We start from the raw sequence: 14,664 nt of genomic DNA on the forward strand, positions 1-14,664 counted from the left end.
TTAATCCAGTCCCAGCGTTCCGCGCAGCTTAGCAAGGTCTTCCGCCAGTGTGGTGATCGGGCCTTTCATTGCATTGCGGTCAGCGTCAGTCAGCTTGTCATAAGATTCGTAACCGTCTTTGGTCCGGTATTTTGACAAGATGCCGTCCACTTTCTTGAAGTTCGCATCGATTTTCGCCAGCAGAGGCGCATCGGCCTTCTGCAGCATTGGACGGAGCAGGTTAACAATTTTCTGCGCGCCGTCAACGTTAGCCTGGAAATCCCACAGGTCAGTGCGGCTGTAACGATCTTCTTCGCCGGAGATTTTGCTGGAGGCCACTTCTTCAATCAGACCCGCCGCACCGCCAACTACTTTGCTTGGCGGGAAGGCCAGTTCGTCAATGCGCTTCTGCAGATCCAACACGTCGGTGTTCAGCTGAGTCGCAAAGGACTCCATGCCTTTGGTGCTCTTATCGCCCCACAGTGCTTTCTCGATGCGGTGGAAACCGGTGAACTTAGGATCTTCCGCTTTCTTCTCGAAATCGTCTTCACGGGCGTCGATGCTGCCATCCAGGTCAGAGAACAGTTCGGCAATCGGTTCGATGCGCTCGTAATGACGGCGGGTCGGTGCGTACAGCGCTTTGGCTTTTTCGATATCGCCCGCTTTCACCGCATCGGTAAAGGCTTTGGTGCCGGCAACCAGTTCCACCACTTCTTTGGTGACGTAGGTTTTGTATTCAGCAATCGGTCCGACCAACTGCATCACGTCCGGCTTTCCGTCAGATGGCGCGTTAGTGCCCTTGACGATCAGCTTGCCTTTCGGGTTGCTTAACAGGCCGCAGGTCAGGTCATATTCACCGGCTTCCAGATTCGCCGTCAGCTTCTGGGTAAAGCCAGGCGCGATATTTTCACGCTCTTCGACCACCATCACCCCTTTCAGGATCTCCCACTCCAGCCCTTTCTGGCTGTTGTTCTGGATGATGAACTGGGTTTTACCCGCGTTCACCGTGACGTTCATTGGATCACACTGTTTGTCATTCACGCTGATTTTAACCTGCGGAATATCAGCGGCCATCGCAGCGGCAGAACCGGTCAGCAAAGTCACGAGCGCAGCATTCAGCGCGTGCTGGCGAAAACGAAGAGTCATAGTAAATCCCTGTGAAAAAGTTACGCGCCTGCAAAACAGGCGCGGACAAAGGCTTAGCGTGTGGTACGCACTGCCGTAGCCTGTGGACGCACTGGCATAAAGAACAGCAGCAGCGCAGGAACTAAATAGATAAACCAGACCGCCACTTCGCTGACGCTTGGCGTTTCCTGGTAGCCCAACATCCCTTCCAGCAGCGTACCGATAAGGGTGCTGGTGGAGAGCGTATTACTCATATCAAAGGCGATGTCCTGGAAATGATTCCACAGTCCGGCTTCGTGGAAGGCGCGGATTGCACCGGCGGCCAGACCGGCGGCCACAAACAGGATAAACAGGCTGGTCCACTTGAAGAAGGTCGCCAGGTTAAGACGCACGCCGCCCCAGTAGATCAGCATGCCGAGGATAATCGCGGTCGCCAGGCCCAGTATGGCGCCCAACGGTGGACCAATGCCCACATCCTGCTGGAACGCCGCGAGCAGGAAAAACACCGATTCGAGGCCTTCACGGGCAACCGCCAGGAACACCATCATAATCAGCGCCCAGCCGCTGCTTTTGCCCTTCTGCAACGCATTGTCCACGGCATCTTCCAGCTGGGCCTTGACGTTGCGGGACACTTTGCGCATCCAGAACACCATGTAGGTCAGGATACACACGGCCACCACGGCCACGATCCCTTCAAACAGCTCCTGCTCTTTCTGCGGGAATTCGCCGGTGGTTTCGTTGATAAAGTAGCCAACGCCAAGGCAGAGTGCGGCGGCAACAAACACGCCCACCCACATTGCGCCAAACCATTCACTGCGATGGGTACGCTTCAGGTAACTGGCGATCAGGCTGACAATCAGCGCGGCTTCCAGGCCTTCGCGTAACATGATGAGAAATGGAACAAACATGCCTACACCCTCGAGTGTGAAAGAATTTCAGTTGCGGTAAAGAAACGTAAATCAAAACGATATCGATTATCATTATCGGCAACGAAAAAACAAGAGGCATCGTGGGTATTTTCGCAATCTGCGAGAAGGGGCGCGGCGGTGCTGTAGCGGATACAAACGGGGCGTGCGAAGAGTGAACGGCAGTCAACCGACCGGGCGTCAGTGCGACGCCCGGTGCTAAACGCTGACTTATTTGGTGTTGTATTCGATTTCTGCTGCTTCGAAACGTTGCTGTGCCGCAGCGCTTGGCTCGCGGCCCATCAGGCTGACGATCCAAATTGCCAGGCTGGCGAACAGGAAGCCAGGGATGATTTCATACAGATCCAGCCAGCCGTACTGTTTCCAGATCAGTACGGTTGCCGCACCGATAATCATGCCTGCCAGCGCGCCGTTACGGGTCATACGCTTCCAAATCAGCGACAACAGCACCACCGGACCAAACGCCGCACCGAAGCCCGCCCAAGCGTAGCTTACCAGTCCCAACACGCGGTTCTCCGGGTTCGAGGCCAGCGCAATGGCGATCACCGCCACCAGCAGAACCATCAGGCGCCCTACCCACACCAGCTCACGCTGAGTGGCGTTTTTGCGCAGGAAGTTTTTGTACAAATCTTCCGTCAGTGCGCTTGAACACACCAGCAGCTGACAGCTCAGGGTCGACATCACCGCCGCCAGGATAGCGGAGAGCAGGATACCGGCAAGCCACGGGTTAAACAGAATACGCGCCAGCTCAATAAAGATGCGCTCGCCGTTTTCAGATACGCCCACGGCCTGCTCCGGATGGTTCTGGAAATACGCGATGCCGAAGAAGCCCACTGCAACCGCCCCACCCAGACACAGGATCATCCAGATCATGCCGATGCGGCGTGCACTGCGGATTGAGCGGTGGGAATCGGCCGCCATAAAGCGCGCCAGAATATGCGGTTGCCCGAAGTAGCCCAGTCCCCAACCCAGCAGCGAAATCACCGCGACAAAGTTCAGGTTCTTCAGCATATCGAGGTTTTCGATACTCTTCGCTTCAATCACCTTAAGCGAATCGCTCAGACCGCCGACGGCGAAAATCACCATCACCGGCGTCAGGATCAGCGCGAAGAACATCAGGCTGGCCTGCACGGTATCGGTCCAGCTGACGGCGAGGAAGCCGCCAACGAAGGTATAGATGATGGTGGCCGCAGCACCGGCCCACAGCGCGGTTTCATAACTCATGCCGAAGGTGCTTTCGAACAGTCGCGCACCGGCAACCACGCCAGAAGCACAATAGATAGTGAAGAACACCAGGATCACCAGCGCTGAGATCACCCGCAGCATTTTGCTTTTGTCCTCGAAACGACTGGAGAAGAAGTCTGGCAGGGTTAAGGCGTTATCGTGATGCTCGGTCTGCACGCGCAGACGGCCCGCGACAATTTTCCAGTTAAGGTAGGCGCCGATGGTCAGGCCGATGGCAATCCAGCTTTCTGAGATGCCCGACAGGAAAATGGCACCCGGCAACCCCATCAACAGCCAGCCGCTCATATCCGATGCGCCCGCCGACAGCGCGGTGACCACGCTACCCAGACTGCGACCGCCGAGGATGTAATCATCGAAGTTTTTTGTAGACCGGTATGCAATAAAACCTATCAGCACCATGCCGAGGATATAAACACAAAAGGTCACCATCATTGGTGTACTCAGAGTCATTCAGGTTCTCCACTTATTATTGTTTATGCGCAACCACTGGAGCTATCCGTAGTCACCGCTGGAACGTCGCGGCGCTACCTCCCTGGCTCAGCGCGGGGTATCCTGCCGTAAACCGCTTTGACGCACAAACGATTTAACACAGCAGTTACAGCAATTTCACCCTTCGTCACAGGCGGAGTTTTAACAGGTTGCACTGGATCACATTTTAACCGGTTGCACCTGTACTAAACCCCCATACAGCCCAGGGAAATCGGTCACTTTCAACCTTGGCCGGATTCTTGCAACAATATCCATGCCGCTTTTAAATAATCGGTTTCAAACTCTGCAAACGGCGTCACATTTAACACGGTTGCACAAAGTTGCAACTTCAGTGATATTGCTTGCCAACATTGTCATTTTTTTTAAGGAGTTCTCAGGCATGGGCACAACTACCATGGGCGTGAAGCTGGATGAAGCCACGCGCGAGCGCATTAAGCTGGCGGCAGGCCAGATTGACCGCACCCCACACTGGCTGATCAAGCAGGCGATCTTTAACTATCTTGAGCAGCTGGAAAGTGGCCATGCCCTGCCTGAGATCCCGCTGCAGACGGTGACCCAGGAAACCGATGAAGCCCCGGCAGACGAGCAACGCCAGCCGTTCCTGCAATTTGCGGAACATATTCTGCCGCAGTCGGTAAACCGCGCCGCCATCACCTCCGCATGGCGTCGGCCAGAGACGGAAGCCGTGCCGATGATGCTGGAACAGGCGCGTTTACCGCTGCCGCTGGCACAGCAAACCTATCGCCTCGCCCATCAGCTGGCGGAGAAGCTTCGGCACCAGAAAGGTGCAACCGGACGCGCTGGCATGGTGCAAAGCCTGCTGCAGGAGTTCTCACTCTCCTCGCAGGAAGGCGTGGCGTTAATGTGTCTGGCCGAAGCCTTGCTGCGCATTCCTGATAAACCGACCCGTGACGCGTTAATTCGCGACAAAATCAGCAACGGCAACTGGCATTCACACCTCGGCCGCAGCCCGTCTCTGTTCGTCAATGCGGCGACCTGGGGACTGCTGTTTACCGGCCGTCTGGTGTCCACCCATAACGAAGCCAACCTGTCCCGCTCGCTGAACCGCATTATCGGTAAAAGTGGCGAACCGCTGATCCGCAAAGGGGTGGATATGGCGATGCGGTTGATGGGCGAACAGTTTGTCACCGGTGAAACCATTGCCGAAGCGCTGGCCAACGCCCGCAAGCTGGAAGAGAAAGGCTTCCGCTACTCTTACGATATGCTCGGCGAAGCGGCGCTGACCGCGCAGGATGCCAAAGCCTATCTGCAGTCCTATCAGCAGGCGATTCACGCCATCGGTAAAGCCTCCAACGGCCGCGGCATTTACGAAGGTCCGGGCATTTCGATCAAGCTTTCCGCCCTGCACCCGCGCTACAGCCGCGCGCAGTACGAGCGCGTGATGACCGAGCTGTACCCGATCCTTAAATCGCTGACGCTGCTGGCCCGCTCTTATGACATCGGCATCAATATCGATGCAGAAGAAGCTGACCGCCTGGAGCTGTCGCTGGATCTGCTGGAAAAACTCTGCTTTGAACCGGAGCTGGAAGGCTGGAACGGCATTGGCTTTGTGATCCAGGCGTATATGAAGCGCTGTCCGTTTGTGATCGATTCGCTGATCGATATGGCGCAACGCAGCCGTCGCCGCCTGATGATCCGCCTGGTGAAAGGCGCTTACTGGGACAGCGAAATTAAGCGCGCCCAGGTCGAAGGTCTGGAAGGCTATCCGGTATACACCCGCAAGGTGTACACCGATATTTCGTATCTGGCCTGCGCCCGCAAACTGCTGTCGGTGCCAAACCTGATTTACCCGCAGTTTGCCACCCATAACGCCCACACGCTGGCAGCGATTTACCAGCTGGCGGGCAACAACTACTATCCTGGCCAGTATGAGTTCCAGTGCCTGCATGGCATGGGCGAACCGCTGTACGAACAGGTGGTAGGCAAAGTGGCGGACGGCAAGTTAAACCGTCCCTGCCGTATCTATGCGCCGGTGGGCACCCACGAAACTCTGCTGGCCTATCTGGTTCGTCGTCTGCTGGAAAATGGCGCCAACACCTCCTTTGTTAACCGCATCGCCGATAACACCCTGCCGATTGAAGATCTGGTGGCCGATCCGGTGGAAGAAGTGGAGAAAATGGCGCGGGTTGAAGGGGCGATTGGCTTACCGCATCCGAAGATTCCGCTGCCGCGCGATCTGTATGGCAAGAAGCGACAGAACTCCGCCGGCCTGGACATGGCCAATGAACATCGCCTGGCGTCGCTTTCCAGCGCCTTGCTGAACAGTGCGATCCAGCCGTGGCAGGCTGTGCCAATGATTGACGGCGAGCTGGAAGCCGGTGAATCGCTGCCGGTGATTAACCCGGCAGAGCCGACCGATATCGTCGGTTACGTTCGTCATGCCAGCGAAGCCGAGGTGTCGGTTGCGCTGGATGCGGCTACCCGTGCAGGCCCAATCTGGTTCGCCACGCCGCCGCAGGAGCGAGCCGCCATTCTGGAACGCGCGGCGATCCTGATGGAAGGCCAGATGCAGCGCCTGCTGGGGATCCTGGTGCGTGAAGCCGGTAAAACCTTCAGCAACGCCATTGCCGAAGTGCGTGAAGCGGTCGACTTCCTGCATTACTATGCCGGCCAGGTGCGTGATGACTTTGATAATGAAACCCACCGCCCGCTGGGTCCGGTGGTCTGTATCAGCCCGTGGAACTTCCCGCTGGCGATCTTCACCGGACAGATTGCGGCAGCGTTAGCCGCCGGCAACAGCGTGCTGGCGAAACCGGCGGAACAGACGCCGTTAGTGGCGGCCGAAGCCGTGGCGCTGCTGCATGAAGCGGGCGTGCCGGTCGGCGCGCTGCAACTGCTGCCAGGCCTGGGGGAAACCGTCGGTGCGCAGCTGACGGGCGATGCGCGCGTCCGTGGCGTGATGTTTACCGGCTCTACCGCCGTGGCCACCTTACTGCAGCGCAATCTGGCCGGTCGTCTCGATCCACAAGGCCGCCCGACGCCGTTAATCGCCGAAACCGGCGGGATGAATGCGATGATCGTCGACTCCTCCGCGCTGACCGAACAGGTGGTGATTGATATTGTCGCCTCGGCCTTTGACAGTGCCGGACAGCGTTGCTCCGCGCTGCGTCTGCTGTGCATTCAGGACGATGTGGCTGACCACACGCTGAAAATGCTGCGTGGGGCGATGGCCGAGTGCCGGATGGGCAATCCTGAACGCCTGTCCACCGATATCGGCCCGGTGATTGATGCCGAAGCCCGCGAGAACATCGAACGTCATATTCAGAGCATGCGCAGCAAAGGCATGACCGTTTATCAGGCCGCCTACGCCAGCCAGGAAGACAGCAAAGAGTGGCAGAGCGGAACCTTTATCCAGCCAACGCTGATTGAACTCGGCAGCGTCAGCGACCTCGATAAAGAAGTGTTTGGCCCGGTGCTGCACGTGGTGCGCTACGCGCGCAGTTCCCTGCCGCAGGTGATTGAGCAGATCAATGCCTCGGGTTACGGCCTGACGCTGGGTGTGCACACGCGTATTGATGAGACCATCCTGCAGGTCACCAACCATGCCCGCGTCGGCAACCTCTACGTTAACCGTAATATGGTGGGCGCGGTGGTGGGCGTTCAGCCATTTGGCGGCGAAGGCTTATCCGGCACCGGACCGAAAGCCGGTGGCCCGCTGTATCTCTATCGCCTGTTATCGCACCGCCCGGATGGCGCGCTGCGCGTGACCCTCGATCGTCAGGATGGCGAACGTCCGGTCGATGCGGCCCTGCGTCCAACGCTGTTAGCCGCCCACCAGGCGCTGACCGAATGGGCGAAAGACAAACCGGAACTTGCGGCCTGCTGCGCTCGCTTTGCCGAGCTGGGTCAGGGCGGCACCGTCCGCCTGCTGCCGGGTCCAACGGGCGAGCGCAACACCTTTGCGCTGCTGCCAAGAGAGCATGTCCTGTGCCTGGCGGATAATGAGCAGGATGCGCTGATCCAGCTGGCTGGGGTGACTGCCGTGGGTAGCCAGGCGATCTGGAGCGATGATGAGCTGCACCGCGCATTGCTGAAATCCCTGCCTGCTGAGGTGCAGAAACGCATCAGCCTGCGCGCGCAGCCGCTGGCGGCCAGCGAAGCGTTTGACGCGGTGATCTATCACGGTGACGCCGATCAGTTACGCACCGTATGTGAAACCGTCGCCTCTCGTGAAGGGCCGATTGTGTCGGTACAGGGCTTTGCGCGCGGGGAAACCAATCTGCTGCTGGAACGTCTGCTGATCGAGCGTTCCCTGAGCGTTAACACCGCCGCGGCCGGCGGCAATGCCAGCCTGATGACCATTGGCTAAGCGGCATAACGGAAAACAAAACGGGGCGATTATTCGCCCCGTTTTTTATTGCCTGAAAGCAGACGCCCTTACTGTACGTTCAGCTTCATCCGTAACAGCTTCGGGTAGATAAACAGGTTCTTGCCGACTCCACGATTGAGCAGCGTCCAGATAGCCACCGAGCAGCCCGAACAGAGCGCGACCATGGCGATCGGGAAGCCCACCGCCCACACCATCGAGAAGGCTTTGCTGGCAAACAGATGGTGATGCACGGCAAACAGGATCGCCGACATGCCAAAGAACTCGATAAAAATACGGTGCAGCACGTAGATTTGCAGCGTGTTTTTACCGATCCAGTTTAACCAGTTCATCGAGAAGCGGCTGTTCAACGCCCGACACGCGGCGATGCAGAACAGGATAGCGATGACGCACATAAACAGACTTTTCGGTAATCCCACCATTGCATGAATGCCCGCCAGCACCCCAATCGCGGCCCACGGCAGCACATTACTGCGATGCCACTCGCTCCAGCGGATCATCGTACTGCTGTAGAACGCGCCAAACAGGAAGAAGATAAAATACTGCGACAGGCTTTCCGGTCCCCAACCGGGGATGGCTTTCACTATCGCCGCATAGTTCAGTGCCGCCGCCACCAGCATCATCAACACCTTCTGCTGGCGGAACAGCTTGGCAAAAACAAAGAACAGGCCCAGCGCATAGAGATACCAGGAAGAACTCATCGCCAGCAGCATCAGCTTCAAAAACTCCCACGGCGTGGAAGCCCAGGCAGCGTTGATGTTGTCGGAGAGGTGATCGCCCATGATTTCACCGGAGACGCCGTTGATCATCAGCCACTGAATCAGTCCCCACAGAAAATAGAGATAGAACAGATTGGTGACGCGACTGGTGAATACCTGTTTCCAGGGACGATTGACAATGGCATTGGCCGCCAGCAGACCGGAGACAAAGAAGAACGCAGGCATTCGAAGCGGTGAGAGTGTGTTATTAAAAGCAACCCATAATTTCGCCGGGAAAAAACCGGCGGTTAAATGCGTTACCATATCAGCATAACCTGGTAGTACAACGTGATATAAGACAACCAACAATATACAAGCGCCTTTCAGGCTATTCACCCAGGCGATATCTTTCTTTTGAGTAGGTTTCATTATAATACTCCAGCTGTTATCGTCGTATTTTTATAAAACAGTGGCAGCATCTTTCCCGGTGCTGAGTGTAATTTTATTATTATGTGGTACAGGGTAATGCGGTGGTTCAGAAACATTCAGGGCCGATATTATCGGCCCTGAATGGAGACTGTCAGTGATTGCTGGCGATATCGGGTTTAGGCTTTGTTTTTCTCATCAATACCGGATAGAGGAACAGAGCCCGACCAGGGCCACGATTGAGCAGCGACCAGACCAGCAACGAGACAGCAGTACAGGTACTGACGGCAACCACCGGAAGCGTCAACGCCCAAATCAGTGAAAACGCACTGTTATCGAACAGGTTGTACTGCACGGCCAGCGTCAGCACGCTCAGTCCCAGCAGTTCGATAAAAATGCGATGCAAAACATAAATCTGTAACGTGTTACGGCCAATCCAGTTCAGCCAGGCCATATTGAATCGGTTGTTCAGCGCCCGACAGAGCACAATGCCAAACACAATCGACAGCATGCAGTAGAACGGGTTCTTATACAGTCCCACCGCATGGTGCGCGACGCCGGTCAGGGCGAAGGCACTGAGGATCAGCACGTTGCGTCGGTTCATAAAACTCAGCTCGACCAGGTAGTGGCTGAAGTACGCCCCTAACAGGAAGTAGACAAAGTTCTGCACCACGCTTGCCGGTCCCCAGCCTGGCACCAGGCTGAACTGCGTGGCATAGTTCATCAGCAATGCCGCCACTATCAACGCCATCTTCTGGCGATGGAACAGCTTAGCCACCACAAAATACCCCGCCAGCGCGTACAGGTACCACAGGCTGGTCATCGATAAAAACAGCAATTTCACGAATTCCTGCGGGCTTTCAGCGTAGGCTGCGTTCTTAGCCGTGGAGAGTTTCTCTCCAATCAAATTCGCTGAAATATTGTAGATACTGACCCACTGGATCACGCCCCACAGGATATACAGGTAAAAAATATTGCTGAATTTTTTAGTAAAAACCTCGCTCCAGGACTTTTTATTAATGGCACTGATTGCCAGCAAACCAGAAACAAAAAAGAACGCTGGCATTCTTAATGGCGACAGGTACTTATTAAACGCGATCCATATTTCCGCTGGCAAGACGCCGGCGGTAAGATATTGTAAAGATGGGGCGAAAGTAGTGATAATAGTGTGATGCAAAACAACCAATAGAATACAACCGCCCTTCAGCGTATTGATCCATAAAACTTCATTTTTAGTTGAAGAAGACCCAGAAGCAGACATAGCATTTAACCCAAATTAACGTAAAACTTTAGGAATTATTAACTCTTGTCCACGAAAAGGCCATGGGGTTACTCCTAATTGGCCTGATAACGACGGTGATTATCAGTCAGCTAAGCGATTTCGGGCGTTATCTCAGTCATTAAGCCAAATAAGCGCCGGGCGTAATTAAGATAATCCTTAGTAATAAGCGAATGGCAGAAACGGGGGAAACGAAAAATAACTCGCCGGGGAACCCGGCGAGGAGGAAATTAGATGAGGGAATTAATTATTGAGGAATTTCTCAAGGAACTGCCGGGTACGCGGCTGCTGCGGATTTGTAAACAGGCTTTTGGCGTCGCCCTGCTCCACAATGCGGCCCTGATCCATAAAGATCGCCCGGTCAGCCACGTCGCGGGCAAAGCTCATCTCATGCGTAACGATCACCAGCGTGCGCTTCTCTTCTGCCAGCGCGCGAATGGTGCTGAGCACCTCGCCCACCAGCTCCGGATCCAGCGCCGAGGTCGGTTCATCAAACAGGATCACTTCAGGACGCATCGCCAGCGCACGGGCAATTGCTACGCGCTGTTGCTGTCCACCGGACAGTTTGCGCGGGTAGCTCTCTTCTTTGCCCTGCAAACCGACTTTCTCCAGCAACTGGCGGGCACGGGCAATCGCCTCGGCCTTCGGTTCGCGCTTAACGATGGTTGGCCCTTCAATAATGTTTTCCATTACCGAGCGGTGCGGGAACAGATTGAAGCTCTGGAAGACAAACCCCACCTGTTGACGCAACCGACGCACCAGCTCTTTCTGTTTGTTGATGCCCAGTGCGGCATCAATTTTAATCTCGCCAACCTGGATCGTGCCGCTTTCCGGCACTTCCAGCAGGTTGATGCAGCGCAGCAGCGTGGTTTTACCGGAACCGCTGGGGCCAATAATTGCCACGACTTCGCCGGATTTGACCTCAAGATCGATGCCATTTAGCACCGTCTGCCCGTTAAACTGTTTAACCAGATTTCTGACTTCGATGGCACTCATTTCGACTCCCGATCCTGGCGATTAACGCGGTCTTCCAGCTTGCTTTGCAGGATGGAGAGCACGGTTGCCATCACCCAGTAAATCAGTGACGCAGCCAGATACATGGTGAACACTTCCAGCGTACGCGAGGTAATCAGCTGTGCCTGACGGAACAGCTCCGGCACCTGGATGGTGGCGGCCAGTGAGGTATCTTTCACCAGGCTGATAAAGCTGTTGCCCAGCGGCGGCAACGCGGTGCGGGCCGCCTGCGGCAGGATAACGCGACGCATGGTCTGCCAGCGCGTCATGCCAATACTGGATGCGGCTTCCCATTGCCCGCGTTCGATCGAGGCAATGGCACCCCGCAGGGATTCGGAAGCGTAAGCGGCGGTATTCAGCGACAGGCCAATCATCGCCGACGGGATCGGATCCAGCTCAATGCCGAACTGCGGCAGGCCGTAGTAGATCATAAACAGCTGGGCGATCAGCGGCGTGCCGCGGAAAATCGACACGTAGCAGCGCGACAGCCATGAAATCGGCCAGAAACGCGACAGGCGCATCATCGCCAGAATGAAGCCGAGCAACAGGCCAAAGAACATGCCGCCGATGCTCAGCTGCAGGGTAAATACGGCACCCTTCAATAAAAAAGGTGCTGAATCCAGCACCAGTTGAATACTTTCCTGCATTATTTAGTCACGTCCGCGCCAAACCATTTTTCAGACAGTTTAGCCATGGTGCCGTCTTTCTGCATGTCCGCAATGGCTTTGTTGATCGCGTCCAGCAGTTGGGTATTGCCTTTACGCAATGCCACACCCGATTCCTGACGGGAGAATGCCGGACCGGCGACAGCCAGCGTATTGCCGGTTTTCTTCACCAGATCCAGGGCGGCCAGGCGATCCACCAGAATCGCATTGATACGGCCTACGCGCAGATCCTGATATTTCGTTGGGTCATCATCATAGGTACGGATGTCGACGCCCTTCACGTTGGCGCGCAGCCACTGCTCATAGTTAGAGCCCAGGCCAACACCGACTTTCTTGCCGCTCAGATCTTCCGGCTTGCTGATGCTTGCCGCATTCTCTTTTTTGGTCAGCGCCTGAATACCGGAGATGGTGTACGGCGTGGAGAAGTCATATTTTTTCTTACGCTCATCGGAAATGGTCACCTGATTGATCACCACATCGATGCGTTTGGAGTCCAGCGACGCCAGCATACCATCCCATTTGGTCGGCTTCAGGCTGGCCTTCACGCCCAGGTGCTGCGCCAACGCGTCAGCGAAATCCACTTCAAAACCGGCCAGCTTGCCGTTTTCATCCTGGAAACTGAACGGCGGATAGGTGCCTTCCAGACCCACTAACAGAGAACCGCGCTCTTTTACCTTGCTGAGCAGGTTTTCATCCGCCGCAAAGGCGTTGACTGAAAAGCCCGCCACCAGCGCCAGCGACACGGCTCCCATCACCAGACGGCGACGTACCAGAGATAAATTCATAAAGACTCCACTGTGTTATTAGATTCCGACCCGCAGAATTTATTCGAGCGGCCGCGTGAATACCAGCGGCCTGCAAAGATTATTTCGTTCCAGCTCAGACCGAAGGATGATAAGCAAACAGCGCCGGTGAACCGCCGGTATGGACGAAAGCAATCGGTCCTTCACGGCGGAAACGTTTCTGCGAGATACCGTCAATTAATCCGGCCATTGCTTTGCCAGTATAGACCGGGTCAAGGAAGATCCCCTCAAGACGGGCCAGCAGCTTGATCGCTTCCATCCCCTCTTCGTTCGGCATGCCGTATTGCGGGCCAAAATACTCATCCCACAGGGTGATCGGTGCGCTGGCCGTCAGTTCCAGCGAGGCCGCCAGTTGCTGCTGGATCGCCACCACTTTTGGCCGCTGTTCATCCGCCTTACGCGAGACGGTGACGCCGACCAGTTCGGTTTCGGGCATCAGCACTTCCAGCCCCACCGCCAGCCCGGCATGGGTGCCGGCGCTGCCAGACGCCACGACCACCGCAGCAAAATCCACCACGCCTTCGATTTGATGCGCCATTTCCTGGGCACATTCCACATAGCCCAGCGCGCCAAGGGCATTCGATCCCCCGACGGGCACAATATAGGGACGAAAGCCCTGCGCTTCCAGCCGCGTCGCCTGTTCTTCGAGCTGTGCCGCAGGATCGTGCAGCGCATCGACCATCACCACTTCGGTGTCCATCAGATCAAGCAGCAGACGGTTGCCGTTAGACAGGTAATTTGACGAAGTGGTGGCGAGTGGATTTTCGAGCAGCGCCACGCATTTCAGACCGAGCTTAGCCGCGACGGCCGCGGTTTGACGCACGTGGTTGGACTGAATCGCACCAGCGGTAAGCAGCACATCGGCCCCCTGACGCAAGGCATCGGCGGCGAGGAATTCGAGTTTTCGGAGTTTATTGCCACCGAGCGCAACGGGCGTGAAGTCATCCCGTTTGATAAAAATATCGCGGCCGAGGTAGTCAGACAGGCGTGGCAGATGCTCCAGCGGCGTGGGCGCACCCAGCAGCTCAAGCTTGGGGAATGAGGGTAAAAGATGTAAGGACAATGCAGCCTCCTGAGATGGCGCTAACAGTTATCCTTACAGTCTTACAGAAGATAGCAAAAAGGTAACGTAAAAGAGTGAGTTGATGTCACCTTAAGCGCGCTGCCAGCCTAAAAACTGGTCATATTTGCGCAGAGCAATGCGATAGTTATTATTACCGGCATCCGGTAAATCATTTTCCAGGCATTCGTGCCAGCTGTTGCCGCTGAGTTTTTCAGCAGGGAAGTTGCGCGCCGATAGCATATCGTCAAGGCGGCGCAGGCGAACGACGTATTCGCGAATGGTGCTGTGGCTCATTTCGGTCTGTTCAAACAGATACTGTTTGAACGCCATAATATCGAAATAATTCGGATGCGTGTTGCAGTAGATATCACTGCAAAAACGGCACAGTGCCGTCAGTTCGTTTTGGAGCTTTAACCAGACCTGATCGTCGATCAGCTGGTCCATCCGGGCTATGGCCTCTTTATTTATTATCTGACCGCGAAACACTAACGCCATGCGGTCCAGTACTTTGCCACAATGTGAACAGTTACTCTGGCTGTGTTTGTAGTCTTTCAAATAGCGGCTCAACGGCCTCATTTTAGTTTTGGATCCCATCTGAGAGTCC

General features: G+C 55.7%; 11 protein-coding genes. 1 reads left to right on the plus strand and 10 read right to left on the minus strand.

Features of this window, described 5'->3' with window-relative positions; translation table 11 throughout:
• The 3 genes from efeO to putP form a co-directional block, all read right to left on the minus strand.
• Positions 1–1,125 (minus strand): iron uptake system protein EfeO, encoded by a 1,125-nt coding sequence (efeO, locus tag E2F51_RS20225; protein WP_013202641.1) that lies wholly within the window; start codon positions 1,123–1,125, stop codon positions 1–3.
• Between the two features lie 53 nt (positions 1,126–1,178).
• Positions 1,179–2,012: an iron uptake transporter permease EfeU gene (gene efeU / locus E2F51_RS20230; RefSeq protein ID WP_013202642.1), complete on the minus strand. Its 834-nt coding sequence runs from the start codon at positions 2,010–2,012 to the stop codon at positions 1,179–1,181.
• Positions 2,013–2,240: 228 nt separating this feature from the next.
• Positions 2,241–3,725, minus strand: a complete 1,485-nt coding sequence (gene putP / locus E2F51_RS20235) for a sodium/proline symporter PutP (protein WP_134824372.1) — start codon at positions 3,723–3,725, stop codon at positions 2,241–2,243.
• Between the two features lie 418 nt (positions 3,726–4,143).
• Between putP and putA the strand changes: the two genes are divergently transcribed.
• Positions 4,144–8,094, plus strand: coding sequence for a trifunctional transcriptional regulator/proline dehydrogenase/L-glutamate gamma-semialdehyde dehydrogenase (gene putA, locus E2F51_RS20240; protein ID WP_134824373.1), 3,951 nt, complete (start codon positions 4,144–4,146; stop codon positions 8,092–8,094).
• A 68-nt stretch (positions 8,095–8,162) separates the two neighbouring features.
• Here putA and E2F51_RS20245 read toward each other — a convergent pair whose 3' ends face one another.
• The 7 genes from E2F51_RS20245 to fliZ all read right to left on the minus strand — a co-directional run bounded on the left by E2F51_RS20245 (position 8,163) and on the right by fliZ (position 14,654).
• Complete coding sequence (locus E2F51_RS20245; protein ID WP_134824374.1) at positions 8,163–9,239, minus strand: acyltransferase family protein; 1,077 nt, start codon at positions 9,237–9,239, stop codon at positions 8,163–8,165.
• Between the two features lie 151 nt (positions 9,240–9,390).
• Positions 9,391–10,497, minus strand: coding sequence for an acyltransferase family protein (locus E2F51_RS20250; RefSeq protein ID WP_134824375.1), 1,107 nt, complete (start codon positions 10,495–10,497; stop codon positions 9,391–9,393).
• Positions 10,498–10,758: 261 nt separating this feature from the next.
• Complete coding sequence (tcyN, locus tag E2F51_RS20255; RefSeq protein WP_134824376.1) at positions 10,759–11,511, minus strand: L-cystine ABC transporter ATP-binding protein TcyN; 753 nt, start codon at positions 11,509–11,511, stop codon at positions 10,759–10,761.
• Positions 11,508–12,176, minus strand: a complete 669-nt coding sequence (gene tcyL / locus E2F51_RS20260) for a cystine ABC transporter permease (RefSeq protein WP_134824377.1) — start codon at positions 12,174–12,176, stop codon at positions 11,508–11,510. Before tcyL ends, tcyN begins: the two co-directional genes overlap by 4 nt.
• Positions 12,176–12,979: a cystine ABC transporter substrate-binding protein gene (gene tcyJ, locus E2F51_RS20265; RefSeq protein ID WP_013202649.1), complete on the minus strand. Its 804-nt coding sequence runs from the start codon at positions 12,977–12,979 to the stop codon at positions 12,176–12,178. Before tcyJ ends, tcyL begins: the two co-directional genes overlap by 1 nt.
• 94 nt (positions 12,980–13,073) lie before the next feature.
• Positions 13,074–14,060: a D-cysteine desulfhydrase gene (locus E2F51_RS20270; RefSeq protein ID WP_134824378.1), complete on the minus strand. Its 987-nt coding sequence runs from the start codon at positions 14,058–14,060 to the stop codon at positions 13,074–13,076.
• A gap of 90 nt (positions 14,061–14,150) precedes the next feature.
• On the minus strand, positions 14,151–14,654 hold the full coding sequence (gene fliZ / locus E2F51_RS20275; RefSeq protein WP_013202651.1) for a flagella biosynthesis regulatory protein FliZ: 504 nt from the start codon (positions 14,652–14,654) through the stop codon (positions 14,151–14,153).
• Positions 14,655–14,664 lie beyond the last annotated feature (10 nt).

Origin of the sequence: Erwinia sp. QL-Z3 (assembly GCF_004551645.1) — a bacterium.
GTDB classification, from domain to species: domain Bacteria; phylum Pseudomonadota; class Gammaproteobacteria; order Enterobacterales; family Enterobacteriaceae; genus Erwinia; species Erwinia billingiae.